Source organism: Colwellia sp. BRX9-1 (assembly GCF_014077195.1).
Classification (GTDB): domain Bacteria; phylum Pseudomonadota; class Gammaproteobacteria; order Enterobacterales; family Alteromonadaceae; genus Colwellia_A.
On sequence record NZ_JACGVM010000003.1, the window covers coordinates 126783 to 151294 of the forward strand.

The 24512-nt window shown below is 37.1% G+C and carries 23 protein-coding genes; 9 read left to right on the forward strand and 14 right to left on the reverse strand.

From position 1 onward, the window contains the following. Positions 1 to 40: 40 nt before the first annotated feature. Positions 41 to 1090, forward strand: a complete 1050-nt coding sequence (locus H4J76_RS04925) for a trypsin-like peptidase domain-containing protein (protein ID WP_220465261.1) — start codon at positions 41 to 43, stop codon at positions 1088 to 1090. A gap of 310 nt (positions 1091 to 1400) precedes the next feature. On the opposite strand, the gene H4J76_RS04930 is transcribed toward H4J76_RS04925, so the two are convergent. Together H4J76_RS04930 and H4J76_RS04935 are read right to left on the reverse strand one after the other, a co-directional pair. Continuing rightward, a complete protein-coding gene (locus H4J76_RS04930) occupies positions 1401 to 2312 on the reverse strand; it encodes a diguanylate cyclase domain-containing protein (protein WP_182230198.1) in 912 nt (303 codons plus the stop codon). Between the two features lie 84 nt (positions 2313 to 2396). Continuing rightward, complete coding sequence (locus H4J76_RS04935; RefSeq protein ID WP_182230199.1) at positions 2397 to 8495, reverse strand: response regulator; 6099 nt, start codon at positions 8493 to 8495, stop codon at positions 2397 to 2399. Positions 8496 to 8688: 193 nt separating this feature from the next. Here H4J76_RS04935 and H4J76_RS04940 point away from each other — a divergent pair, with 193 nt between their 5' ends. Together H4J76_RS04940 and H4J76_RS04945 are read left to right on the forward strand one after the other, a co-directional pair. Continuing rightward, positions 8689 to 8871, forward strand: a complete 183-nt coding sequence (locus tag H4J76_RS04940; RefSeq protein WP_182213698.1) for a hypothetical protein — start codon at positions 8689 to 8691, stop codon at positions 8869 to 8871. Continuing rightward, a complete protein-coding gene (locus H4J76_RS04945) occupies positions 8871 to 9572 on the forward strand; it encodes an iron-containing redox enzyme family protein (RefSeq protein ID WP_182221761.1) in 702 nt (233 codons plus the stop codon). The genes H4J76_RS04940 and H4J76_RS04945 overlap by 1 nt, the downstream gene beginning before the upstream one ends. A gap of 88 nt (positions 9573 to 9660) precedes the next feature. Here H4J76_RS04945 and H4J76_RS04950 read toward each other — a convergent pair whose 3' ends face one another. Next, positions 9661 to 11616, reverse strand: a complete 1956-nt coding sequence (locus H4J76_RS04950; protein WP_182230200.1) for a RiPP maturation radical SAM C-methyltransferase — start codon at positions 11614 to 11616, stop codon at positions 9661 to 9663. A 174-nt stretch (positions 11617 to 11790) separates the two neighbouring features. Here H4J76_RS04950 and H4J76_RS04955 point away from each other — a divergent pair, with 174 nt between their 5' ends. Further along, positions 11791 to 12768, forward strand: coding sequence for a C1 family peptidase (locus tag H4J76_RS04955; RefSeq protein ID WP_182230201.1), 978 nt, complete (start codon positions 11791 to 11793; stop codon positions 12766 to 12768). A gap of 95 nt (positions 12769 to 12863) precedes the next feature. On the opposite strand, the gene H4J76_RS04960 is transcribed toward H4J76_RS04955, so the two are convergent. From H4J76_RS04960 to H4J76_RS04995, 8 genes are read right to left on the reverse strand one after another with little or no spacing between them, the layout of a single operon-like run. Further along, on the reverse strand, positions 12864 to 14069 hold the full coding sequence (locus tag H4J76_RS04960) for a bifunctional alpha/beta hydrolase/OsmC family protein (protein WP_182230202.1): 1206 nt from the start codon (positions 14067 to 14069) through the stop codon (positions 12864 to 12866). Between the two features lie 58 nt (positions 14070 to 14127). Next, positions 14128 to 14706 carry a thioredoxin domain-containing protein gene (locus H4J76_RS04965; protein ID WP_182221757.1) on the reverse strand — a complete coding sequence of 193 codons (579 nt, stop codon included), beginning with the start codon at positions 14704 to 14706 and terminating at the stop codon, positions 14128 to 14130. A gap of 54 nt (positions 14707 to 14760) precedes the next feature. Then, a complete protein-coding gene (locus H4J76_RS04970; protein ID WP_182221756.1) occupies positions 14761 to 15243 on the reverse strand; it encodes a DoxX family protein in 483 nt (160 codons plus the stop codon). Positions 15244 to 15245: 2 nt separating this feature from the next. After that, the gene (locus tag H4J76_RS04975; protein ID WP_182230203.1) at positions 15246 to 16073 is read right to left on the reverse strand and encodes a putative DNA-binding domain-containing protein; all 828 of its coding nucleotides are present in this window, start codon (positions 16071 to 16073) and stop codon (positions 15246 to 15248) included. Beyond that, positions 16070 to 16948 (reverse strand): DUF692 domain-containing protein, encoded by an 879-nt coding sequence (locus tag H4J76_RS04980; RefSeq protein WP_259364678.1) that lies wholly within the window; start codon positions 16946 to 16948, stop codon positions 16070 to 16072. The genes H4J76_RS04975 and H4J76_RS04980 overlap by 4 nt, the downstream gene beginning before the upstream one ends. Before the next feature lie 3 nt (positions 16949 to 16951). Further along, entirely contained in the window at positions 16952 to 17236 is a 285-nt protein-coding gene (locus H4J76_RS04985; RefSeq protein ID WP_070375771.1) for a DUF2282 domain-containing protein, read from the reverse strand. Between the two features lie 30 nt (positions 17237 to 17266). Then, a complete protein-coding gene (locus H4J76_RS04990) occupies positions 17267 to 17584 on the reverse strand; it encodes a co-chaperone YbbN (protein ID WP_182213710.1) in 318 nt (105 codons plus the stop codon). Positions 17585 to 17608: 24 nt separating this feature from the next. Next, on the reverse strand, positions 17609 to 18094 hold the full coding sequence (locus H4J76_RS04995) for a YHS domain-containing (seleno)protein (protein WP_070375769.1): 486 nt from the start codon (positions 18092 to 18094) through the stop codon (positions 17609 to 17611). A gap of 163 nt (positions 18095 to 18257) precedes the next feature. Between H4J76_RS04995 and H4J76_RS05000 the strand changes: the two genes are divergently transcribed. Both H4J76_RS05000 and H4J76_RS05005 read left to right on the forward strand, forming a co-directional pair. Then, positions 18258 to 19079, forward strand: a complete 822-nt coding sequence (locus H4J76_RS05000) for an AraC family transcriptional regulator (protein ID WP_182221754.1) — start codon at positions 18258 to 18260, stop codon at positions 19077 to 19079. Positions 19080 to 19331: 252 nt separating this feature from the next. Beyond that, the gene (locus tag H4J76_RS05005) at positions 19332 to 20435 is read left to right on the forward strand and encodes an aldose epimerase family protein (protein WP_182230204.1); all 1104 of its coding nucleotides are present in this window, start codon (positions 19332 to 19334) and stop codon (positions 20433 to 20435) included. A gap of 51 nt (positions 20436 to 20486) precedes the next feature. On the opposite strand, the gene H4J76_RS05010 is transcribed toward H4J76_RS05005, so the two are convergent. The 3 genes from H4J76_RS05010 to argR all read right to left on the reverse strand — a co-directional run bounded on the left by H4J76_RS05010 (position 20487) and on the right by argR (position 21966). After that, positions 20487 to 20801 carry a helix-turn-helix domain-containing protein gene (locus tag H4J76_RS05010; RefSeq protein ID WP_182230205.1) on the reverse strand — a complete coding sequence of 105 codons (315 nt, stop codon included), beginning with the start codon at positions 20799 to 20801 and terminating at the stop codon, positions 20487 to 20489. A 1-nt stretch (position 20802) separates the two neighbouring features. Further along, entirely contained in the window at positions 20803 to 21288 is a 486-nt protein-coding gene (locus H4J76_RS05015) for a hypothetical protein (protein WP_182230206.1), read from the reverse strand. 207 nt (positions 21289 to 21495) lie between these two features. Further along, a complete protein-coding gene (gene argR / locus H4J76_RS05020) occupies positions 21496 to 21966 on the reverse strand; it encodes a transcriptional regulator ArgR (protein WP_070375764.1) in 471 nt (156 codons plus the stop codon). 492 nt (positions 21967 to 22458) lie between these two features. On the opposite strand from argR, the gene H4J76_RS05025 reads away from it, so the two are divergent. Genes H4J76_RS05025 through H4J76_RS05035 form a run of 3 tightly spaced genes read left to right on the forward strand, consistent with a single transcriptional unit; the run spans position 22459 to position 24509 of the window. Further along, positions 22459 to 23322 carry a MipA/OmpV family protein gene (locus H4J76_RS05025; RefSeq protein WP_182213719.1) on the forward strand — a complete coding sequence of 288 codons (864 nt, stop codon included), beginning with the start codon at positions 22459 to 22461 and terminating at the stop codon, positions 23320 to 23322. Further along, positions 23312 to 23782: a DUF3019 domain-containing protein gene (locus tag H4J76_RS05030; RefSeq protein ID WP_182213721.1), complete on the forward strand. Its 471-nt coding sequence runs from the start codon at positions 23312 to 23314 to the stop codon at positions 23780 to 23782. Before H4J76_RS05025 ends, H4J76_RS05030 begins: the two co-directional genes overlap by 11 nt. Before the next feature lie 31 nt (positions 23783 to 23813). Next, positions 23814 to 24509 carry a response regulator transcription factor gene (locus H4J76_RS05035; protein WP_182169277.1) on the forward strand — a complete coding sequence of 232 codons (696 nt, stop codon included), beginning with the start codon at positions 23814 to 23816 and terminating at the stop codon, positions 24507 to 24509. Positions 24510 to 24512: the final 3 nt, after the last annotated feature.

The window sequence follows — 24512 nt, forward strand, 5'->3', positions numbered from 1 at the left end:
CTATGCTAGCGATATTAAACACTCATCATAAAAATTAATTTTGAACATAATAAACCTAATAAAATACATTGTTCGTCCAGCCAGTTATGGCGTGATGTTAGCTGTCACTTTACTTCTATTAGTGCCAGAGTTACGCAACAACACTTTGCAAGTACTACAAAACAATCAACCACAACAACAACCATTATCTTATGCAAAAGCAGTAAGTACCGCCAGTCCTGCTGTTGTTAACATCTATTCAGAAGATATAAGCACTAGCCCTGTCTATGGTGCAAAAGCAAGAAGATCTACCCGCTTAGGTTCTGGGGTTATCATGGATTCTAACGGATATATATTAACTAATTTTCACGTCGTACAAAATGCTGATTTAATTAATGTTGATCTGCAAAATGGCCAACGTTTTCCTGCAGAACTTATTGGTTATGATACTTATACTGATTTAGCCGTCCTTAAAGTAGACACAGCGAACCTACCGGTTATTCCACAAAGAGCTGATTTACAATCACTTGCTGGTGATGTGGTTTTAGCGATAGGTAATCCACTAAATTTAGGACAAACAGTGACTCAAGGCGTGATAAGTGCCACAGGTCGTAGCGGTTTAAGTGTCATTAATTATTTAGAATTATTACAGATGGACGCGGCCATTAATGATGGTAATTCCGGCGGCGCGCTTATCAATACTAATGGCGAGCTGGTAGGTATTAATTCAAGAAAGTTCATTGATACAGAAAGGAATATTCAGGGAATATTTTTCGCCGTTCCTTATTCACTCGCCCATAAAGTGATGAGAAAAATAATTGCTAATGGTCGGGTCATACGTGGCTACTTAGGCGTAAGTATCAACTCGCTACCAAACAACTTTAAAGGTTTTACTATTGCTGGCGTTGAAAAGAACAGCCCTGCCTTTAGAGCTGGCTTACAACCGGGTGATATCGTTTACCAGATTAATAATGTCGCCATTAGTTCATTTATACAAGCACAAGATATTGTGGCTGAAACTCAACCTGGCACCGTATTACCTTTTAAATTAATACGAAAGAAACAGTTAATAGAAGTATCTGTCACTATTTCTGAAAAGGCAAAAGATTAGCCAGTGATTAAATGATAATGCCAAATGTTTTTTATCTCTTGCGCCAAAAGTTAACAAAAATTTGGCGCTGTTGATAAACAATTTGCCTAGTTCGTTCAGCTCAGCAAGACAGTGATTAAATTATAACGCCATGGGTGTTTTATCACTTGCGCTAAAAATCAACTAACATCCGGCGCTGTTGATAAACAATTTGCCTAGCTCGTTCAGCTCAGCAAGACAGTGATTAAATTATAACGCCATGGGTGTTTTATCACTTGGCTAAAAATTAACTAACATCCGGCGCTGTTGATAAATAATTTGCCTAGTTCGTTCAGCTCAGCTCAGCAAGACAGTATTGATTACGGCCATTGTTTTTCGCCTGATAGAGTAAACTGTCCGCTTTTTTCATAACATTCGCGACAACAACAGACTGAGATGACTTAACCACCACAGCACCAACACTGACTGTTAATTGTGGCGACACACTAGAATACTGATGTTTGATTTTTTTATCTTTGATCGCTTGAGCAATATTACTGAGCATAATTTCAGCGCCCGCTTTATCACAATCAGGTAAGATGAGCACAAATTCTTCACCACCATAGCGTGCGATAAAGTCTCGTGGTCTTACACAGATTTCACGAAGCGCCTGTCCGACTTGCCTTAAAGCAACATCGCCAGCGCCATGACCGTAGCCATCATTATATTGTTTAAAGTAATCTATATCGAGAATTGCCACGAGTAAATTGGTATGCTCATATTTATTTGCTGCAACTTCATCTTTTAAAACAAGATCCATCTTACGCCGGTTATTAACCCCTGTTAAGGCGTCAATATGAGCAATTTCATCTAACATTTTACGTTGACGAATTAATTCTAAATGCATCATCACGCGAGCAATAACAATGTTGGGTTTAAAGGGCTTATAGATATAATCACAGCCGCCTAAATTAAAACCACGCTCTTCATCATCATCATTAGCTAAACCTGTGATAAAAATGACCGAAATATTGATTGTCTTAGGGTCATTTTTCAAAGAATCGATGACCTCAAAACCAGAAATATCAGGCATAATCACATCTAATAAGATAAGATCAGGAAGATGTTTTCTAGCAAGTTCTCTGGCTTGTTTACCATTTTTCGCAAAAATAATTTTTGCTTGTTCCTGCAACAACTCTTTTAGCATTTTACGGTTTGCTTTATCGTCATCGACAATTAAAATGATTTGCTCTAAAGTTTTCATTTTCCGCTATCAACTTTTTTCTTTTAAAACAGATAATAATCAAGCCAAACTTGACCCACTAATACTCACTTGCCCTTGAGCCGACTAATAGACAAGTTTATTCCTTAATGCTTCGATACGGTTTAATGCGCTAGCGTATTCGATATCTTCAACTAATTCGACAATATTATCAACAAGTTCAACGAGATCACTTCCTCGGGTATATTCGAGTAACTGCGGTAATAAGTCTTCGACTTCTGCATCTTCTTTTTTAAGTAAGTCGACAATAGAATTTAACAGTACGAGTAGTAACTCTTTGTTAATGGCCTTTTTAGGCTCATCACTTAATAAATCTGTATTGCTATTAGTCAAGGTCGCTAAGGCTGATAATATCTTCTGGTGTTCTGTTATCAGTTGTCTCATGAGTGATAAACAGTTCTCAGGTTGCTCTTTTATTTTTCCTTCTAGCTCTGCTGATAACTCAGCTAAACAGAAGGCACCAATGTAAGCGGCATTAGATTTCAAAGAATGAACCATGCGATATAAACTTTCAACGTCTTTATCTTGGTAAGCTTGCTCTATTTTTTGAGGAATTTTTAGGGTACTTTTATGAAAGTCGATAACGAGTTTTTGATAAATATGCTGTCTGCCACCCATCGCCTGCAAGGCTTTCTTACTGTTTAAGCAACTCAGTTGTGCAATGCGATCCATTAATGTTTTTTCGGGGTTATCCGAAATCAACTCAGTAATATCAATATTTTGCTCTTTAATATCGACAGATTTGTTTACCACGGCATTAATTTTATCACTTAAGTATTTTGCCATTAAACTAAATAACGCGTTAGGGTCAATCGGTTTAGTGAAATATTCATTCATACCGGCTGCCAAACATTTATTGAGCTCATCTGGCATCGCGTGAGCTGTCATAGCAATAATAGGCAGCTTTTTAAATTGGGCTTGTTTTCTAATTTCTTGTGTGGCCGTTACCCCATCCATTTCAGGCATTTGAATGTCCATCAAAACTAAGTCATAACTTTTATTGGCTAATTTCTCTAAGGCGACAAGGCCATTTTCTGCAACATCAACATTCGCTTGGGTATCTTCTAAAAACCCTAAAACAACCTGTTGGTTTAACTCATTATCTTCAACTAATAATATGTCAGTTGTTGAAAAGTCCATTAAACTTGCATTTTTTATGCTGTAAAAGTCTTCATCAGGGGAGATTTTCAATACGTCCATCATCGCCTCTAATAGCAAGCTGGCATTAACAGGTTTCTCTAAGAAGCCATCAATACCCGATGAATGTGCTAACGGCATGGCATCACTTTTATCAAATGCCGTCACCATTAACACTGCTCGAACGTTATATTGATTTTTATCATCTTGTATCGCTTTAGCAAAAGCAATACCGTCCATTTTGGGCATACGCCAATCAGTAATAACCAAGTCATAAGATTTATGATTACTTTTTGCCGTTGCTAACAATGCTAATGCTGTTTCTGCGCTGGCTACGGCGGTAATTTCACAATGAAACTCTTGTAACAACTCAGTAATAACATTCAAGCAAAGCTCATTATCATCCACCACTAAAATATTAAGTCCTTTAATAGCGTCAATATTTATCAGCTCATTGCCCGGTAAATCGCTTTTTTCACAGACAATATTAAAGCTAAATTTACTGCCTTTTCCTAACGTACTCTCAACCCAAATCTCACCACCCATCAAACCACTTAACTCTTTACAAATGGATAAGCCTAAACCTGTGCCACCAAATTTTCGGGTAATTGAACTGTCTGCTTGGGTGAACGACTGAAAGAGGTTATTCATTGTTGATTGTTCGAGACCGATACCTGTATCACTCACACTAAATTCAAGCGTAAGCTGATTACTATCATCAGCCATTAATGACTGTTTAGCCAGACCGACTTCAATAAGGATATGTCCTTGTTCGGTAAACTTAATAGCATTACTCACTAAGTTAACTAAAATTTGCTGCAGGCGAACCGGATCAGACTTGATATGCTTTGGCACATCACTATGTACTTTAACAATAAGCTCTAAATCTTTAGCATGAGCACGCAACGCACAAATATTATTGGTTTTCTTAATTAAGCCACCCATATTCATTGTTACCGACTCTACTGACATTTTACCGGCTTCAATTTTGGAGAAATCTAGAATATCGTTAATTAGCCCTAAAAGCGCTTGAGAAGCGTCTTGGGTTTTGCTAATTAAGTCTTTTTGATGGGGATTTAAATCCGTTTTCAGCGTTAAATAACCTAAACCGATAATAGCATTCATCGGTGTGCGAATTTCATGACTCATTTTAGCCAAAAACTCACCTTTTGCTTGCATCGCATATTCGAGTTCAACGGTACGCTCAGCGACTTTCGTCTCTAAACTGCGGTTAATATCTAGCAAGGTTAAATGCGTTTCAACACGCGATAATAGTTCGTATTTTGAGATAGGTTTAGTTAAATAATCATTACCGCCAGCAGAAAAACTTTCAACTAAGTCAACGACTTGATTTTTAGCCGTTAAAAAGATCACCGGTAACTCATTAACTGAATATTTTTCTCGAAGTTTTCGACAGACTTCATAACCTGAAATTTTTGGCATCATAATATCAAGTAAAATTAAATCAAACGGACGTTCCCCCGCCAACAAGCCTTCACTCGCTTGTTCAATAAGCGCTAAAGCTTGCTCACCACCGTGGGCTTGAAAAAGCTGATAATCCAGTGGCAATAAATAGTTATTTAAGACTTGACGGTTAATCGGATCGTCATCAACGATTAATACTCGAAAATCATTATTCTCCTTATTGGTCGTACTATTTTTCGGTGATAAAATATCAACAGGAAAGTAGTCAATAGTGTCATCTAGGGCCTGTAATCGTGATAACTGTTGCTTAGTTTGCTCATGGTTTACATCCCCCACGGCGATAAGTTCACTTAATTCACTATCACTTATATCGTAAATCGGAAGCGTGAAGCTAAATATGCTGCCTTTATTCTGTGTCGAGCTTACCGTTATAGTACCGCCATGTAACTCAACAAGCTGTTTAGAAACCGCTAAGCCTAAACCTGTGCCACTTGCGGCACGCGTCTCGTTACCCGTAACTTGTTCAAATGATTTAAAAATAGTCGCCAAATTTTCTGTTGCAATCCCAATCCCAGTATCACTGATATCAATACAAACAAATTGCTGTTCATCAGTACGGCTATTGCCCACTAATTGCGCAGAAATAGTCACTGTACCTGATGGGGTAAACTTAATCGCATTGCCAACTAAATTAAAAAGAATTTGCTGCAAACGGTCCTCATCAGCTTTGACCGCAGGGAAATCTTTAGCAATATTATTAATTAGTTCAATGTCTTTTGTTTTTAATGTGGCTCGAGATAAAGTAAAGACCACATCAACCATACTGTTAATATCAATTGCAGAGGTCTGTATTTGTAAACCATGATTTTTTAATTTTGAAAAATCTAAGATATCATTCACTAAGTTTGATAACCGTCGACCACTCGCCACCACCATGGATAGGTCATGATTCGCTTTTTCCGGCAACTGCCCAGCAACACCGTCAATTAATGACTCGGCTAAACCAATAATACCGTTTAAAGGAGTACGTAATTCATGGGAAGTATTAGCTAAAAATTCATCTTTTAATTTATCAACACGGGTTAAACGTAAATTAATGGCTTGCTCTTTTAAACGTTGGTAATTCAAACGATATATATAAGAGATTAGCGCGCCAATACCGACAATAAAATAAAAAGTAAACGCCCACCAAGAAAGCCATGGCGCTGGTAATACCGTAACGTTTAATGACTTCCCTTGTTCGTTCCAGTAGCCGTCACCATTACTGGCTTTTACCCGAAAGACATAATCGCCTGCGGGTAAATTGGTGTAAGTGGCTCGGCGATTTTTTGCATCGGTATAAACCCATTTTTCATCAAAGCCTTCAAGTGTGTAAGCATATTTATTACTCATTGGCTCAGAAAAGTGGAGAGCTGAAAATTCAAAAGTGATCAGTTTTTCAAGGTGAGTTAACGTTAGTTGTGTTAATTCATTGATGACGGCATCAAGCATAAATGGCTGTTCAGTTTTATTGCCACTTTCTTCATATGAGCCCACTTTAACAGTTTCGTTATGTACCAAAAAATTGGTTAGGACAATGTTGGGTAATCTGGTGTCGTCTTTAATATCTTGTGGATAAAAATGGTTATAACCATTAACACCACCAAAAAACAACTCACCCGATTTGCTTTTATAATATGAAAGTGTGGCAAACTCCTTTGATTGAAGTCCATCGGTAACATCATAGTTTTTAAAATTTTCTGTTTCTGGATTAAAGTGTGACAAGCCATTAGTCGTACTCAACCATAAGTGACCTTGTTCATCTTCTAAGATGCCATAAATAGTAGAACTGGCAAGACCATGTTTTTCTTTATAATGGGTGAACTTTTCTGTTAATGGGTCAAATTTATTTAAACCATTTGAAGTCCCCAACCATAAAATACCGTCACTCGTTTGATGAATTGCATCAACAAATTGATTACTAAGGCTATTGTCATTTTTGGGGTCGTGCTTAAAGTGCGTAAAAGTATTCGTTTTAGGATCAAACTTATTCAAGCCACTAAACATGGTGCCGAGCCAAAGAAAGCCTTTATCGTCTTTATGTATCGCCCATATATTATTTCCTGACAAAGAATTTATATTGTTAGGATCGTGCATAAAGCGAGTAAACTTTTTAGTGCGCGTATCAAATTTATTGAGACCGCCCCCCCAAGTACCTATCCATAAAGTATGCTCATTCTCTTGAAAAATAGGTAGTATTTTATTATGGCTAATACTGTTTGGATCATCAGGATTATGCATAAAGCGCGTAAAAACTTTTGTTTTAACATCAAAAAGATTTAAACCGCCACCAACGGTCCCCACCCAAACACCTTGTTTTTCATCATTGATTAACCAAGTAACCGTATTCGATCCTATGCTATTATTATTGGTCGGATCATGTAAATATTGATGATATTCGCCTGTCGTTTTGTCATATTCATTTAACCCTGATTGATAGGTTGAAATTAATAATTTATCGGTAGAGTGTTCCAAAAAGTGAAAAAAAGCACCACCTTGTAAGTTATTATTTTTTGTAACATCTTGTACTGTATGGTTAAATTGTTCTCTAGATACGTCATATTTATCAATACCATTGATATATGTACCTATCCATAGGTTATTTGCATTATCATTAATAATGGCTCTGATATCATTGTCGATTAAGCTATCAGGGTTTTTCTTGTCTGATTGCAGGTGCTCAATACTTTTGCTGATGAGGTTATAGCGATAAAGCCCCTTATTCCTAGTCGTTATCCATAAGTCTTTATTATTCTGTAATAAAAATGAGGTAATATGGCTACTAGCAAGTTCATTAATTAATGTGTTGTGATCACTAAGCAAACCACTTTTCTTGTGGTATAAATACAAACCATTTTCAGTGCCTAACCATAATGTATTATCGTCATATTCGAAAAGGCTGGTGATACTTTGCTCTTTCAACTCTACTTTCACAGCGTTCAGCGTCTTAGCTTTCACATCAAAAAAACTAAGTCCACCTTGAGTACCCAGCCATAAATCATTGTTGCTATCTTCGAGAATAGTTTGAATATTGTTACGTAAGGCATTATTTTCTTCACTCTGGTGGGAGAATAGAACAAAATTTTCGCCATTAAATTTATTTAATCCATTTTTGGTGCCTACCCATACGCTGCCAAACTTATCAGCAGTTAATGATTGAACAATATTGTTACTCAAACTATTATTTTGTTTGTTGTCATGTAGAAACGTAGTAAATAACTCGGTACTTTTATTAAACCTATTTAAACCGTTTACTGTTCCAAACCATAAATTTTCATTGCTGTCTTGGGTAATCGATAAAACATTATTATTAGATAAACTATCAAGTTTATCGCTATTGCTGCGGTACACTTTAAATTGATAACCATCAAAGCGATTAAGACCATCAGTAGTACCAGCCCAAATAAAGCCTTGTTTATCGTGATAAAGAGCTTGCACTGATGCTTGTGATAACCCTTGGTCGCGAGAGAAGTGATCAAAACTATACTTCGAGTTTTCTGCATAGCTGTGTAGCGACGTAGCACATAATATGATGAGGGAAAGTAATTGAATTAAGCAGCGCATTTGTTTCTTCTTTTTATAAATAATGATTCAAGGAAGCTGGTATGTAGCTTAAATATAAAGTTTGACATCAACAAGTTATAATTAAAATTATCACTTGACAAGAAATTCAATTAATTACTATGCTATTGCAGCTTTATTTCAATGTACTGGTATAAAGTAAGGTAAATAATACCTCTAATCTAAGGATAAAAATATGTCTAATAATAAAAGTAACGCAGATCATCTACATGACGCTGGAGTAGTGAACAAAGCAGAGCTAAGTGATGAACATCTAAAAGCCATCGATAGTTTATCAAAAGAAGAAGTTGCACAATTAGAGTCTATTCATAAAAGTGCGAACAAAGGCAATGATAAGCCTGTTGGCGTTATTGTTTAATGGAAAAAAAGAATACGTTAACTCATTATCAACGTTTAAATACAAACCTTTTGTTAATGAAAATGCGAGCAGGGGCTGTAAATAGTACTTTTACTCAACTTGCTTGTTACCCTGATGTTTGTATAGAACAAGCCATCGTAAATTATAAAATATCAACGACATCTACAGAGTTGATGAAAGAAGTTATTCGTTGCGCTAAATTACGACCTGAAGACCCTATATCAAAACCCCTTATTGCTTACATGGAACAACATATTCCTGAAGAGCTTAATCACGACGAGTGGTGCTTAGAAGACTTAGAAGTACTTGGGGTGCCCAGAGAGTCTGTTATCAATAAAATACCTTCAACCAATTTAGCCGCCTTAATTGGTTCACAATATTACTGGATCCGCCATGCTGACCCGATTGCCTTTATGGGATACTTGGCCTGTTTAGAGGTGAACCACCCTACCGTAGAATATGTTGAAACATTAATTGAAACTTCAGGTCTACCGGCAGCAGGCTTTAACAGTTTAATGCATCATGCCAAAGTTGATTCACATCATAAGCAAGATATTATCGATACGATAAACGCTTTACCATTAACGCAAGAGCAATATAAATTGATGGAACTAAGTGCTTTTCAGACTTATCGCTATGTCGCTTTAGTGATGGAAGATGTTTGTCGGGTAGCACCCGTTCAACAAAAAACGAGTACTTAATATCAAGGTTCGTTATTATTCTTTGTGGTAAGAAAAGTATTTATCTGATTATTTTTCACATAATTTGGTAACTGTTTTTTATATCCACTCACTCGATGGCAACCGCCTTTGCTGCTTTATCTAAATTCAAATATCCTGAAGGATAATCTTTTACATCGGGTAATTTTGGCGTTTTCCCTTTTAATGCAAGTGCTAAATAACAGTGACTTAATGATAGCAACAATTTATTTTTTATCAGTATTGCTAATGCTTTATTCACGTTGATGTCATCATTAGGGAGTGCTAACTCGGCTAACTTACTGATCAAACGACTTTTTGACACTGGCTCTTCACATAATCTGTAAATACATGCTGTTAAACCTGATAATTGATGGGTAACGTTAGTAGCCACTTTACGGGTGTCAATAACAACAATATTTTCGCCTTGGTCGCTCATATAAAGTAAGGGTACTGAGCTACCACTCCACTGCTGTGACCATAGTGTAACTTGCTCTTGTAGTAACTTATGACCCGCTACATTGTGAACATTACCAACAGTTAAACTAAAAACAGCTTGATCTTTTGTTGATTTATCATCAAAAAAATAGGCGATATTAGCAAGTTCATTCTCTGTTAAAGGATAAATATACTGATAACTTTGTAATGGTTCAAGCGTTAGGCCGTACTTTTTAGGGTCTTTAAAATAAGGGCTAAAGCGCGGATAGCGTATTTTAATCAATTCATGATAAGGTGGTTGTAAGTGCATAATAAGCGGCAGTATTTCTGCCATTTCATCATACCAATGGTCTTTTTCATTTGGCGCTCCACATAACAAATTCCATGAAACCCTCACACCAAAATTTAAGCTCCATTTAAGTGCAGAAACATTTTGAATACCTGTAGCACCTTTAGCAACGAGCTTTAAAAAATCGTCGTGTAAACTTTCAAAGCCAGGTTGTATCCATTTTACCCCAGCATCAGCTAGTTGAGCGACATGCTCTTTTTTCAGGTTAGACTTTGTTTCATAAAAAATATTATATTTTTGTTCCTTACTTAATGCAGGTAGCACTGTTTTCATGTATTCCATCGGTAAAATATTATCAACAATTTCTAATTTATTAATGTTGTATTTTTGATGAAGCTCCTCAAATTCAGCTAATACTGCTGACGAAGACTTTGAGCGATGCGTCATGCTAACACCGTTTAAGCCACAAAAGGTGCAATGCTTTTTGGCTCCCCACCAGCATCCTCTCGAGGTTTCAGCTAACAACCCCGGATGAATACTTGCCGTTAAATCTAAATGATTTAACGTACTAAAATAGCTGTCGTAAATGGGGATACCTACCTGAGCCATATCTTCAATATAACCACGTGGTGGCTTGGTTGACACCTTGTTTTGTGAGAGCAATAAGTCATTATTTTTTTGGCAAATAAAACCATGCGGTAAGTTATGCGTGCCAATAAATTCATTACGCATCAGCTTATCAATGAACTTACCGATAACGTCGTCACACTCACCTGAAAAAACGTAATCAACCCACGGAAAAGACTCACTGATGGTTTGCCCCATAATACTTTCACAATTTGCCCCTCCCATCATTGTTACTACATTGCTATTTTTTTCTTTGATTATGCGTAGTAACGCCAAAGAGGCACAATTTTGTTGGAAGGTAGAAGTACAGGCTACGACTTTGGGTGAGTCTGCTAGGATGCGATCAGCTAATTCAGCAATATATTGTTCCGCTTTATTTCTAGTGGATAAAAGTTGCTGTTTTATGATGTCGGTCAAATCAGTGAATAGCCCAAAGAAACCGTCGTCATCACGTTTTTTGTCCGGAAAAGCACCACGAGAAAATGTCCATTCGCCAATGAGATGTTCAAAAAAAGAGTTGTCTATTTGATCATAAAGTTCAAGGCCAATTTGTGTCGAGAATTCAACATTGCCATATATTGTTTCTACTTGGTGACCATATTTATTAATATAATTTTCAATAAGCCCCAGTGCTAGAGAAGGCCGAGTAATTGAAGAATACGGCATATTGATCAAGTAGATAGTTGAAAGCATGAAAGAGACAAGTCTTATTAAATTTAATTAAACGATATATTAACAACTAAAATTATTTTTCGCTTCCTTTAATCTCTTTTGTATAAAGAGACAAAGTTTGTACACTTTTATCGACCTAACAAAACAAATATTGTATCTTTAGTCATTGTTATTGTTTATAAAGTTAAAAAAGACATGGAAGCCTTGCATAAAAGAACCATACAACCTGATATCCATGATCATCGTGATCACCAATTTTGTCTGCATCACGGTGACAAATCGCCCCAGTACAGCCATATAACTTGCCCAATTAAATTAAAAGAGCAAATGGCTGAAGATATTCTCCCTATGGTAGATTTACGCAAGAGTCTTACCTCTGAGATAATTAACCAAGGCTTACTTAATTCATGTTCAGCCTGTGCTATTGCAGTAGCGGCTGAACTTTATTTAGTCAAAGATAATCAGCCTTTTATTAATGAGAACATCAGTAATATCGATGCTTCACAAATGTTCATTTACTACAATGAGCGCGTAATAGAAGGTAAAGTTGATTTAAATGCCCCTGTTTTTATTCGTAACGGAATTAAATCTTTGTTTAAAAACGGCATTTGTTCAGAAGTCTCTTGGCCTTATCCTGAAACAACATTACCCAAAAGCATTAAAAATATTATTAGGACAGGCAGCGTTGCAGAAATTACAGCAGCGATAGCAAAAGCACTAAAAGACAATGAAACCGAATTACATGCTGCTATTTCACAAAGCCCCTCTATGCAGGCTCTCACACAAGCAAAAAAACATATAATCAACCGTTATTGCAAATTAACCCTAGATAACGGTTTGCTAGACCTAAAAATGTCTTTGTCGAAAGGCTTTCCTGTTATTTTTGGCATGATGGTACCGAGAAGTTTTTATTTAACACCGGCGAGTGGTATTTTTACTATGCCTTCCCAAAATGAAATTAGGCTCGGTGGTCATGCCTTACTAGCGGTTGGATATAATGATGCCGCGCAGCACTTTATTGTTAGAAATTCATGGGGTGAAGAATTTGGCGACAAAGGCTATTGCTATATACCTTATGATTTTTTTATTGGTAAATATAACACCAATCAAATAAGTCAGCCTGAAGAGACACAAGACAACACCTTTAGCTTTTGGTGCCTGACTCATGACTAATTACTCGGTAACAAGTTATGAGTCATCGGTGTGACCATTTAATGGCATTAATCTTAGGTAGATAAACTTAGATACATAAACTTAGATAGATTAGCCTAACCATCAATCAATACCGTTAATATTTGCGGATTATTGTGCAATGTTCGATGCACAGGACAACGGTCAGCTATTTCCATTAATCGTTTTTTTTCATTATCACTTAACGGCCCAAACAACTGAACTTTGCGAAGTAATGATTCTATCTTTTCATCATGCTCTGACGCTTTGTCTGCATCATTTAAATAATTACGCTCGTGGGATAAAGAAACTTCAACGTGCTGAAGCGGAATTTTTTTGTGGTCGGCATACATACGGATGGTCATTGCCGTGCAAGTACCTAGAGCAGCAAGTAAATGTTCATAGGGATCTGGACCTGAATTCTTCCCACCTGACTGAGTCGGTTCATCCGCATACCAGTGATGGCTATCACTAAAAACTTCCTGCTGAAATTTGTGATCAAGCTCAGCAACCAAAACATGTCCCTTTGTAATGTTAGCAGTCGAGATTTCAGGCGCGGGAAGATAACGACTCGCCCACCCTGAAATTGTTTGAGCAACATATTCACTATCAATTGATTTGGATAAAAGGTGATCAGCGGTATCTAGGCTAACAAAACTTTTAGGGTGTTTTGCCGCTTTGTAGATTTTCTCTGCATCTGCGATATCTACGGTTAAATCAATCGGAGAGTGTAAGACCAATAAAGCTTTATTCAAGTGTTGTATATGTTCTGTCGTTTGATTACGTAAATCATCCAAAAATTGCTTCTTAATTGTAAATTCACGAGAACCTAAACTCACTTTCGCCGAACCGCTTTGTTCAATTTTATCAAGGTGTGCATCAAAGTTATGTATAACATGGCTTACCTCATATGGGGCACCAATCGTTACTACGGCTTTAACTTTTGGAAGTTGTGAAGCCATAGCTAAAACAGCCGCGCCACCAAGACTATGACCTATTAAAAGTTGAGGAGCTTGATAATTTTTTTCAAGGAAGTGAGCGGCTGACAGTAAATCTTCAGTATTGGATGAAAAATTAGTATTGGCAAAATCACCGTCACTATTTCCTAAGCCAGTGAAGTCAAAACGAAAAACGGCAAAACCATGTTGCACCAAAAATCGACTAATACGTGATGCTGCCGCTATATCTTTACCACAAGTAAAACAGTGGGCAAAAAGTACATAGGCTCGAGTTTTTTGATCAGGCGTTTCTAACAAACCTGCTAGATATTGACCTTGGCTAGGAAATTCTACTTTTTTTCTCATCGGTTCTCTCCGGTGTGTTAATTAACGGCGTTAACTTACGTGCTATACGTAGATGACGTTAAGTAAGCAACAGTGGGTCGATAACCGCTTGCCAGTCGGTTAACCTTGATTGGTGATCTAACGGTACTTTACCAGCATTATTTATAAATAATGTTGGTGTTGCCCATACAGCCTTGGTGGCAGCATAACGAATAGGAGTACGAGCCTGGATGTAAGTATCGTTATTATTCATGCTGTTAATAAATTTTTCGCGGTCTACACTGGCATGCTCTTCAGAAAAATCGGCTATCAATTGAATTAAATCATAGTGAGACTTATGTAAAAACTTATCATTATAAAATTGTGCTTGTCGTTCAAATATAAATGTTGTGAAATCATAAAATTTACTGGCGTCACCCTGTGCTAACGCAAATAGCCCTAAACTCATATCCCAAGCCTGTCGGTGATTGCTAAGGGTGATTAAATGCACTCTAAGACTGACAGGCTTATCTTTATAATGTTTAGACACTGCCAGTAACGTTGGCCAGATAGTGCGAGAATGTGGGCATTGAATATCAATAAAAGCATCAAGAGTAATGAGTGCCGCTGCATCACCAAGAAGGAAACCGCTCGGGCGATGAGGAATAGGTATAGTCATTACAAATATTTCCCTGTATTACTTATCATTGATGATTATAGCTAAATAAATTACCTATGAGACTGTTGAAACTTTGCCATTGAATAACTGTTTTTCAACAAGTCGGTCTAATGCAAAGCGTCCACCATTAAAGATAACAACCAATGCGAGTAATACTCCCCATAATACATGTTCAGCATAGGCGACTGGCGCAATATCTTCTAAACTTATCACAGCAACAATATTAACAAAAAACAAACCTAAAGCAGAAAATCGACTCGCTAATCCAGCCATTAATAACAAGGGTAAAATAATTTCTGCACCCGTACCTAAATAAGCGGCTAATTCAAACGGTAGTACAGGTACTTGATATTCATATTCAAATAACATCAGTGTACTCTCCCAATCTCTGAGCTTCGTTAGTCCAGAGGCGAAAAAGGCCCAAGCAACATAAAAACGCGCAGCTAACAATGCGACGGGTTCTAACATACTAATTTTACTGGCAACATTACGATAAAAAAGGCTGGTTTGTAATAATAGATTTTGTAAAGTATCCATGGTTATTTCTCTTTAAAATAATAAATTAAGTTACGTTCAATAGCACTAATCAGCCATTGTTCAAATGAAAATTCGTTGTCATGATTTACTGCATTAAGGGCTTGTTCTAATGATTTACCAGCCAGTAAGTCATTGATAAAAAGACCTTCATTTATAGTTAATGTTGTTACTTTTGGCTGATATTCAGGACGGTAAACCATCACAAATTGTTCTAAAGGTTTTACTAATAGTGCTTGCTTTGCATTATTCATTGCCATTTTTCGTTGAAGTTCATCTTCATGATGGTGTGCATAAAAAATATCTTCTAATGGAAATGCTGTTTTCAACACGCGCACATTCTGATTAAATTCAATAAAAATATCCTTAGGTTCACTTTCACCAAGCACTTGCAATGACGTTTGTACCAAGGTCTGATCACGACCATTTAATGCACAATGAATGTGCCAATCTAGAGCAGAACAATCAGAAATATAAGGATAAATCATAGCTATTTTTGTTGTTTCTAAAAAGTGAGAAAAATTTTCTCCCCATAGAGCCCAGTCGCCTTGGTCTGGTGGCGATCTCCTTAAAAATTGATAAACTAGGTCTTCGCCAATATCACTATCTAACAATTCAAATACTGTTGGAAAACTAATCGTCAATGCTCGTTGAGCGTTAGCCAGTAGGTTTCGTCGATAAACAGTAATACCTTTAGCGTCAAAACCACATTGTTCTAAAACGGTTGAACCTTCATGCCAAATAACGTCTAGCAATGTTTGCTGGAGACTTTTATTGGGTTCATTTCTACCTGGTTCATTAATGCTTAGCTCAGTTTCAGGTTGTTCACTCATGTGCTCTTTCTCACTAATACCGCATGGGCAATATCACGCGCTTTTTTAGCTTCAGCAACCAGTACTGACCACTCGGGCAAATCGCTGTCCCATTCAATGAGTGTTGGCAGTGCCCCAAAACGGGTTAGCGCTTTTTTATAGCCTAACCAAACTTCATCAGAAACGGGGCAAGCATGATCATCAATGGTTAACTCTCCCACCAAAGGTATGCTACAACCGGCTAAGTGAATTTGTGCCACACTCGCCACGGGTAATTCATTAATATAATCAGCTATAGATTGCTGAATATCGCCGTTATCAAAATTTACACTATTAACGGCAATATTATTAATATCTAATAATATTTTTGCCCCCGTACGTTGATAGAGCTGTGTTAAAAATTCAGCCTCTGAAAGATGGCTTTCATCAAACTTTATATAAGCAGAAACATTTTCAATGATAAGTTCTCGCCCTAAAAAATCTTGTACTTTTTCAACTTGTTCACACATCGAGGCTAACGTCTGCTGAGTATGGGCAATCGGTAACAGATCACCACTGTGAATAACTTGCCCTTGTTGCTGTCCCCAAGTAAAACAGGCATGTTCAGACATAAGAAATGGGTCAATATTTTCCGTTAATTTTTTCAAACGATCCAAGTAATGCTGCGGAATGTTCTGTGCAGAGCCAAGCCCCATTGACGTTGAATGCAAACTAACTGGGTATTTCTCTCTAACTTGTTTAAGTACAGATAACGCAGCGCCGCCTTGACCAAAAAAGTTCTCCGAATGTACTTCAATAAAATCAACCTGTTTGGGCTGAGTTAGTATGTCGGTAAAATGAGGGTGCCTTAGACCAACGCCTATCATTACATTACTGTTGAATACCGACATACTCATTATTTAAGCGCCTTTCGTTGCTTTATAAAGCTTTTTAGCATCTGCTTTTGATAGTCCGCCAAGTGTTGAGCAAGTACCTTTAGTTACTAGCTTCCATTCACCTTTATCGTTATCAACCTTTGACTGACCGGCACATGAATGGGTACCCGCTAAATTTGCACAATCGTTTTGTGCCGCTTTTGCTACGCCATAACATTTTTCTTTCTTATCTGCTGCTTCTGCTGGTGCAACAATACCTGTCGAAATTACTGCAGCTAGTGCTGCACTTACTAATAATTTATTATTCATCATTTATCCTATTATTGTTTAAATGAGCAACTAGATCCGTTGCTCTAACCATTGTATTAATTGTTGTTGTGGTAAGCCACCTACACGCTGGTCAATAATTGCACTATTATTCACCAACATCAGCGTGGGTACACTACGTATACCATAATCAGCAGCTACACTTGCCATACTATCGACATCAATTTTAATCGTGTTAAATCTATTTTTCATCAGATCAGAGGCTCCTTCAACAATAGGAGACATTGTTTTACAAGGTCCACACCATGAAGCAGTAAAATATAACAGTGAATATTGATGCTGAGATAATAGATCATCAATTGAGTCATCTAATGTTAGTTGTTTCATCATCAAGCCTTACCTAATGGGTGAGTATTAGTCGTAAATTTTTTCAATTTGCGCTTCTGTTAACCCTTTAATATCGGTCCAATTAGTCTGAGCGGTTTCAATATAACCCGGAATATCTGTTACCCATTTTTTTTGCACGTCTTTATTGAGGTTTAAATATAATTTGTCACCACGGATATGCCAGGCCATCGGATCGGTATCAAATTTTTTATTCATCGTAACGCCAAAGGCACAGAAACCACCGTACTGTGGTGCATATTTACTTGGCTCAGATTTAAAAAGGTCACGGTTATCTGCCGTAGAAAACTGGTAAATAGCGCCGTTGTAAGCTGCAGTGAATTGATCTGAGCCTTTCGTTGGTGAGCCTTTAGTAAAATAAGATACCGTATCATAGCCTTTAATCGCTAAATCATTGCCATTGGCATTTACTTCAATATTCGCTGCAAAACTTAAACTGCTAACTAATAAGGCAGAAGTCGCAAAGGTAGATTTTATCAATGTTGAAATTTTCATTTTGTTGCTCCAGTAATTAATTTTTACTCTGTCATGTTCAAAGTTTGTTTATTAATAAGGATGTTTCCTTGGTTGATAATATAGGCCTTTCAATTACCTAAAAGGAATGAGATAGTCCTAACTTTGAACCCTATCGTCCAGAATAGGTATAAAGAGAGATAAAATGGATCAACTTTCAGTCATCTTGCAACGCTTTTCGATGAATACTGAGGTTTTCTTTACCGGAAATTTATGTGGTATTAGTAATTTTAATCGCGAGCAAAATCAGGGACACTTGCACTTACTTCGCAGTGGAGAGTTAACGCTGATTGATGAGCGGGGTAAACCTCAATTAATTAATGAACCGACCGTGTTATTTTTCCCAACACCTCATGCTCATCGTATTATTGGTAGTGAGCATAATCCTCCTGAATTAGTTTGCGCTAACATCATCTATAACGAAAGTTCCTCTAATCCCATTGCTAATGCTCTGCCTACGAGAATGTCCTTTACACTTGGCGAAGACGAAAAACTGAAACAAACTGCAGATTGGTTATTCGAAGAAGCGTTTCACGAACGATGTGGACGACTTCCTATGATTAATTCGTTAACCAATATCTTTCTTATTCATGTACTTCGCCATGTACTCGATAACAATATTATGCAGCACGGATTACTCGCAGGATTAGCCCACCCTCAAGTATCGAGGGTATTATTAGCTGTTCATGATGCGCCACAGCATCAGTGGAGCTTAGAAGAAATGTCTGAGCTTGCAATGATGTCCCGTTCAAAATTTGCAGATATTTTTAAATGTACTGTTGGTCAAAGCCCTGGAGATTATTTAATTGATTGGCGTATTGTTGTGGCTAAAGGCTTATTAAAACAAGATAAATCTGTGGCATTAGTGGCTAATGCAGTTGGTTATGAAAATGGCTCGGCATTAGCACGGGTGTTTAGAAAAAAATTGGGAATATCCCCAAAGCAGTGGCTTGAACAAACACGCTAACTTAATTTGACTATGTGACATGACTTACCTTTTCAACGCAGCCAAAATTGGCTGCTATTAATGAAGTTATCTTTAATAATAAAACCAGCTATTGAAAAATAAATTATAAATAAAAATTTATGCAATACTGATATATTTTTATTTAACCGCCAAACCGCGAACGAAAAACATTACAATTTTTATTTGCTTAAACACTTAGCTTCAATATGATCTATTGATGAGAATATAGCGGTATATGCAGGGAGATTTTTGGTGAAAGAACATTTAGTCAATAAAAGTAACGTTAGGCGACTAACAAGCGCTGATTTCGGTCAATTATCAAGTGGTGAATCGACACAACTTTTTACCCTGCAAAACAACCGTGGGACTCAGATCAGTATCACTAACTTTGGCGGCATAATCACCGCCATTAACACACAAGATAGCAAAGGTATTTTTGCTGATATCGTTTTAGGTTACGATAACATTGAAAGCTACGAACACGACCCTTATTATCTAGGTGCCATTATTGGTCGCTACGCCGGTAGAATTGAGCAAGGGACTTTCAGTATTGCTGATGAAACTTTTCAGCTGACCTTAAATGCTCCTGACAGCCAACTTCATGGAGGAAAAAAAGCCCTTAACAAGCAATTGTGGCAAGCCAATACATTTCAAAATAACAGCTCGGCAAGTGTAGTGCTCACTTATACTAGCCCCGATGGCGAAGAAGGCTTTCCCGGCACCGTTACTTTCAAAGTAATTTATACTTTAGATGACGATAACCAATTCACCCTTGAATATTTTGCCCACACCGATAAAGCTACTATAGTCAATTTAACGCAACACAGTTATTTCAACTTGGCTGGCCATGACAGTGGTAATATTTTAGATCATCAAGTTTATATTAATGCTAACCATTTTTTACCTATGTGTGAACGTGTCTATCCGACAGGTGAAAAAAGCCCCGTTGCTGGAACGGTTCATGATTTTACCAACGCTGCAGACCTACGCACTTTGGGCGATGAAATTAACGGTGAAGATGAACAAATAAAAATTGGCTTGGGTTATGACAATTATTGGCTTTTAAATAAAGAGTCTTTAGGGGGAGAAGTGCTTGCAGCACAAGCTGTCGAAAAATCCTCTGGCCGTTGCCTAAGTATTTATTCAGACCAACCTAGCTTAATTTTATATACCGCCAATTATATTGACGGTAGCCAAATAGGTAAAGACCATTGCCGTTACCAGTCACGCGCTGCACTTTGTTTAGAAACCCAACGCGCTAATAGTTTTCACAAGGGCTGCTCTATCGACAATGTACTATTGACCCCTGAAGCAGATTTTTATAGTAAGACTCGCTGGATTTTTTCTTGTCTTTAAAATGAAGATCACAGATAAAAAGGATCGGTGATCCTTTTTATCTGCTGGTAATTACTTAACGAAAAACATGATGAGTGCACCAGCCATTGCGCCAAATAACGCCGCAAATAATATTTGCATATTTGGGTTAAAACTATTGTCTTCTTCATCTGAAAACGCTTCATCAAGCGCTTCAAGTAAAACTATCTCAGTTTGTGTTATTTCAAAAACCGACGCGAGTCCAAGTACGGTATCTTGAGAAGCATTACCGTAACGTTCTACGCGTTGCACCGTTCTTAAGCTAATAGCGCAGGCATCAGCTAAATGTTGTTGGGTCCAGCCATTGGCCGTGCGAAGCTCTTTAATTTTTTTGGCATTAACATCCATCTTATTCACCAAACAACATAAATAAAACGTTAACGGCTAAAAAACCACAAAGTGCACCGGCTACAAAGCAACTTGGGATGAACCACCAGAGTTTATCTTTACTGAGTTGAAGACTTTTCTTTAGCGCTTTTTTAAGTGTTTTTACATGGACATCATTTTTGATTAACGTACAGTGAGTTTCACCGGTAAACATATTAACAACATGTAATTCAACTTCATAAGAGTCTCCACCAATAGAAAAATAATGAATTGATTTACGTCTAAACGACCATTTTCCAGAGACTAATACATCATCAACATAAAGTCGCTCTTTACCATTAACCGCTGAGCAATTTAAGTAAATCGTATGGTCACCTTCAATAAAGCTATAGTTGAAACCCTTGCGAAAACTTATCGTACCTTCCAAATCTTGTTTAGCCGTTGTCATATTCGGTGGTATATTTTTTTCTGTGTTTTTCTTTGTCGTGTTTTCTGCATTATTTTCCATGATGTTGCCTTAGTTAGTCTTATTGGTGTGAGGCCAGTAAAACTTTTTTCGGTAATAAAGTCTGCGTCATTGAGGTGACAGTACCCCTAAATGTCATATGACAACATCAGTGTCACATAAACTAACGTATTGAAAATATTAAACAACACAAAATAAAAGAGGGCAACATAATTGTTGCCCTCTTTTATGCTAAGTCAACCTAGTTAACTATACATCTAATAAATCTTTAATTTGTTGGGTGATTTCATCGATTCTATTAATATCTATCGGGGCAATAAAGATAGTATCATCGCCAGCTAATGTGCCTAAAATTCCGGCGGGTTCACCTAAACTGTCTAGCATTCTCGAAATCAATGGCGCACCACCAATACCGGTTTTCAAAATTATTTGCATATTATTATGCTTAACACTGACCACAACTGACTGAATAGATTGCTTTGATTTAGGTACTGCAAGCTCATCAGGTAAAATATAAACAACTTCAGTATTGGCGTTACGCATTTTAACTGCGCCAAGTTTTGACAACAAACGAGATATTTTCGCTTGTGACATGTTTTTAAAACCTTGCTTATCTAAAGCTTCAGCGAGCTGACTTTGTGAACCGTAGCATTGATCTTTTAATAAGGATTTGAATGCTAAAACTAATTCTGCTTCATTTTTTTTACGGCTAGAAATCATATCTTCGCTGGTACAGTGGTTATATTATTTTTTATTTTAAGCGATTAACACTATATTCACCTAGACAAATTTATAAAAAGTAGTGTTAACTTTGTATTTTCACTAAAGAAATAACACCTAAGGATACAAGGCTACATAAATAAAGCCTTAGCCTAAAACAAAAAAAAGTAAAAAGTGGGTAATAAACATCTGAATATAAAGACTTTTATGACAGTTCTGCGCGAGGATGTACCGTTCTTTCATTCCATTAGTATACGGATTTACCCTTCGTTGCTTTTGATTTACTGCTGAGACGCTAAGTAGCAATTTTACTTTACTCGATAGTTATACATATTTACTTGCTTACAATTTTTAAACATTTTTCAAACGCATATGTCTGACAAAACTTGCTTACATTTGTTAACATTTAGTTATATAAAAAATAATAAGAATTTATCGAAGAATCATGAACAATCATCTTCCAAAGACCGATCGCTTAATAGGCTGCAAATTATGTTGAGTAAAAACTTAATAAAAAGTACCTATCAACTCTTTTTTTTATTACTGACATTTATATCAGTACCCGCTTTAGCTGCTGATCCACAACATGAAAATGAAACTACGGTCTTTGATAAAACATTCAGCTGGCAAGCTATGGGTGGGATCTCAGGTATTTACCAACAGAGTCAATTAATGGGGGTTGAGCCATCAGAATTTGAAGATTACCTTAATATTTCACTGTTACTTGATGTTTATTACAAAGGTTTTTTTATCCAATCAAATCATCGTCGCTCTGATGCTGTCACGCTAGGAGGTGAAATAGGCTACGAACTCATTGTTGAAGACAATTGGGAACTCGATATTATCACCAAAACTTATGTACAGGGTTATCAGCCTAAAGAATTAATAAAAAATAGCGACTCTGGTATCGCCACCTTACTCGGTTTACAAGAAAGAGACTCGGGTGAAGGGTTAGGTTTTCGTTATTCCCACTTTTATGACGATGCTATTTTATCGGTCGATGTCGCCGCACTTATCACCGATGGCTGGGTGGCTGATATCTTTTATAGCAAGTTGCTTCCCTATAGAAATTGGGACATTTATCTTGGCGCAGGTCTTACCCACTATTCAGCACAAGTGACTGATTACTTTGTCGGTGTTAATAAAAATGAAGTTTCAGATATGCGTTCTTTTTATAAACCCGGTAGCAGTTATAAAGCACAATTAGAAGTATTTGCTCGCTACCCTATATCTCAAAAGTGGTCGTTTAATGGCGGTGTAACTCAAAGTTATTATTCTGCTTCTTATAATGACAGCCCTCTGATTGGCCAGCAACACTTAACACAAGTGATGTTAGGGGTACTTTATGTCTTTTAAATTTAGCAAAGGACATGCTAAAAAGTGGTTATTATTAAGCTGTTTATTCGCGGGTTTGACGTCTAGTGTCGCCGCAGAAATAACGCAGGAGAAACAAGATCAACAGCTGGAAAAATCGCCAGAAAATCACGTAAGCTTTTCAGCACAGCCAGCTAACTGTATTGCTTTGCGATATGGTAGAACCTGCTACGCTAACGTAAAAATAAATTGGACTAGCGATATTAAGCAAGATTATTGTCTATTGATTAAACAAGAAAAAACAGCACGAACAGTTCAGCAAAACATAAAATGCTGGAAAAGTAGCAATGGCAACGAAATTATTTTTAATTTTGAATCAAATAAGAAAATTGAATTCCAGCTGATGTCCTCTAAAGACAAGCAAGTTATTGCAGAAACCGCAGTAGAAGTAAGCTGGGTGCACGAAGCAACCCCAAGAAAACGTCGCTGGCGTATATTTTAATGCTAACGTCAGATGTAATAAGGATAAAAAAATGACCAGTCGAATCTTATTAGTAGAAGATGATTTAACCTTAGCTGATTGGGTTTGTGAGTATCTTCGCGAACAAAACTTTATTGTTGATCATGTCGCTCGTGGTGACTTAGTCATGGCCGCCATGGCAAAATTTCAACCACAATTGGTATTGCTCGATATTATGTTACCTGGCTTGAATGGTATTGAAGTATGCCGATTGATTCGCCAGGAAAGTCAGTTACCGATAATAATGCTCACCGCTAGAGCGGATGAGTTTGATGAAGTTATAGGCTTAGAGGCCGGCGCTAATGACTACGTAATAAAACCTGTTCGTCCACGTGCCCTACTAGCGAGAATAACGGGTGCGCTTAAGCATAGCGCTCCAACCGAATCATCTACGCAAATAATAACCTTCGGTTCACTCATTATTAATGGTGAAGCTAAGCGAGTCACCTATAAAAATGAAGAGGTGGAATTATCGACCAGTTTATTTGCCTTTTTAACTTTTCTTGCTAGCCATGCTGGCGAAGTTGTTGACAGAGACACCGTATTTAAAGCGTTAAAAAGTCGCGAATATGACGGACAAGATCGCCGTTTTGATGTGATGCTTTCAACACTACGGAAAATATTTAAAGACGATCCACAAAAACCACAAAAATTTAAAACTGTTTGGGGTAAAGGCTATTTATTTGTGGCCGATGCGTGGGCTGAATAAAAA

Coding starts and splice junctions, on each gene's coding strand:
- H4J76_RS05035 (WP_182169277.1), top strand. CDS start 23,814: ATGACCAGTCGAATCTTATTAGTAGAAGATGATTTAACCTTAGCTGAT.
- H4J76_RS05030 (WP_182213721.1), top strand. CDS start 23,312: ATGTCTTTTAAATTTAGCAAAGGACATGCTAAAAAGTGGTTATTATTA.
- H4J76_RS04970 (WP_182221756.1), bottom strand. CDS start 15,243: ATGGATACTTTACAAAATCTATTATTACAAACCAGCCTTTTTTATCGT.
- H4J76_RS04990 (WP_182213710.1), bottom strand. CDS start 17,584: ATGATGAAACAACTAACATTAGATGACTCAATTGATGATCTATTATCT.
- H4J76_RS04930 (WP_182230198.1), bottom strand. CDS start 2,312: ATGAAAACTTTAGAGCAAATCATTTTAATTGTCGATGACGATAAAGCA.
- H4J76_RS04985 (WP_070375771.1), bottom strand. CDS start 17,236: ATGAATAATAAATTATTAGTAAGTGCAGCACTAGCTGCAGTAATTTCG.
- H4J76_RS05015 (WP_182230206.1), bottom strand. CDS start 21,288: ATGGAAAATAATGCAGAAAACACGACAAAGAAAAACACAGAAAAAAAT.
- H4J76_RS04940 (WP_182213698.1), top strand. CDS start 8,689: ATGTCTAATAATAAAAGTAACGCAGATCATCTACATGACGCTGGAGTA.
- H4J76_RS05000 (WP_182221754.1), top strand. CDS start 18,258: ATGGATCAACTTTCAGTCATCTTGCAACGCTTTTCGATGAATACTGAG.
- H4J76_RS05025 (WP_182213719.1), top strand. CDS start 22,459: ATGTTGAGTAAAAACTTAATAAAAAGTACCTATCAACTCTTTTTTTTA.
- H4J76_RS04945 (WP_182221761.1), top strand. CDS start 8,871: ATGGAAAAAAAGAATACGTTAACTCATTATCAACGTTTAAATACAAAC.
- H4J76_RS04965 (WP_182221757.1), bottom strand. CDS start 14,706: ATGACTATACCTATTCCTCATCGCCCGAGCGGTTTCCTTCTTGGTGAT.
- argR (WP_070375764.1), bottom strand. CDS start 21,966: ATGATTTCTAGCCGTAAAAAAAATGAAGCAGAATTAGTTTTAGCATTC.
- H4J76_RS04950 (WP_182230200.1), bottom strand. CDS start 11,616: ATGCTTTCAACTATCTACTTGATCAATATGCCGTATTCTTCAATTACT.
- H4J76_RS04980 (WP_259364678.1), bottom strand. CDS start 16,948: ATGAGTATGTCGGTATTCAACAGTAATGTAATGATAGGCGTTGGTCTA.
- H4J76_RS04935 (WP_182230199.1), bottom strand. CDS start 8,495: ATGCGCTGCTTAATTCAATTACTTTCCCTCATCATATTATGTGCTACG.
- H4J76_RS04960 (WP_182230202.1), bottom strand. CDS start 14,069: ATGAGAAAAAAAGTAGAATTTCCTAGCCAAGGTCAATATCTAGCAGGT.
- H4J76_RS04955 (WP_182230201.1), top strand. CDS start 11,791: ATGGAAGCCTTGCATAAAAGAACCATACAACCTGATATCCATGATCAT.
- H4J76_RS05010 (WP_182230205.1), bottom strand. CDS start 20,801: ATGGATGTTAATGCCAAAAAAATTAAAGAGCTTCGCACGGCCAATGGC.
- H4J76_RS04975 (WP_182230203.1), bottom strand. CDS start 16,073: ATGAGTGAACAACCTGAAACTGAGCTAAGCATTAATGAACCAGGTAGA.
- H4J76_RS04995 (WP_070375769.1), bottom strand. CDS start 18,094: ATGAAAATTTCAACATTGATAAAATCTACCTTTGCGACTTCTGCCTTA.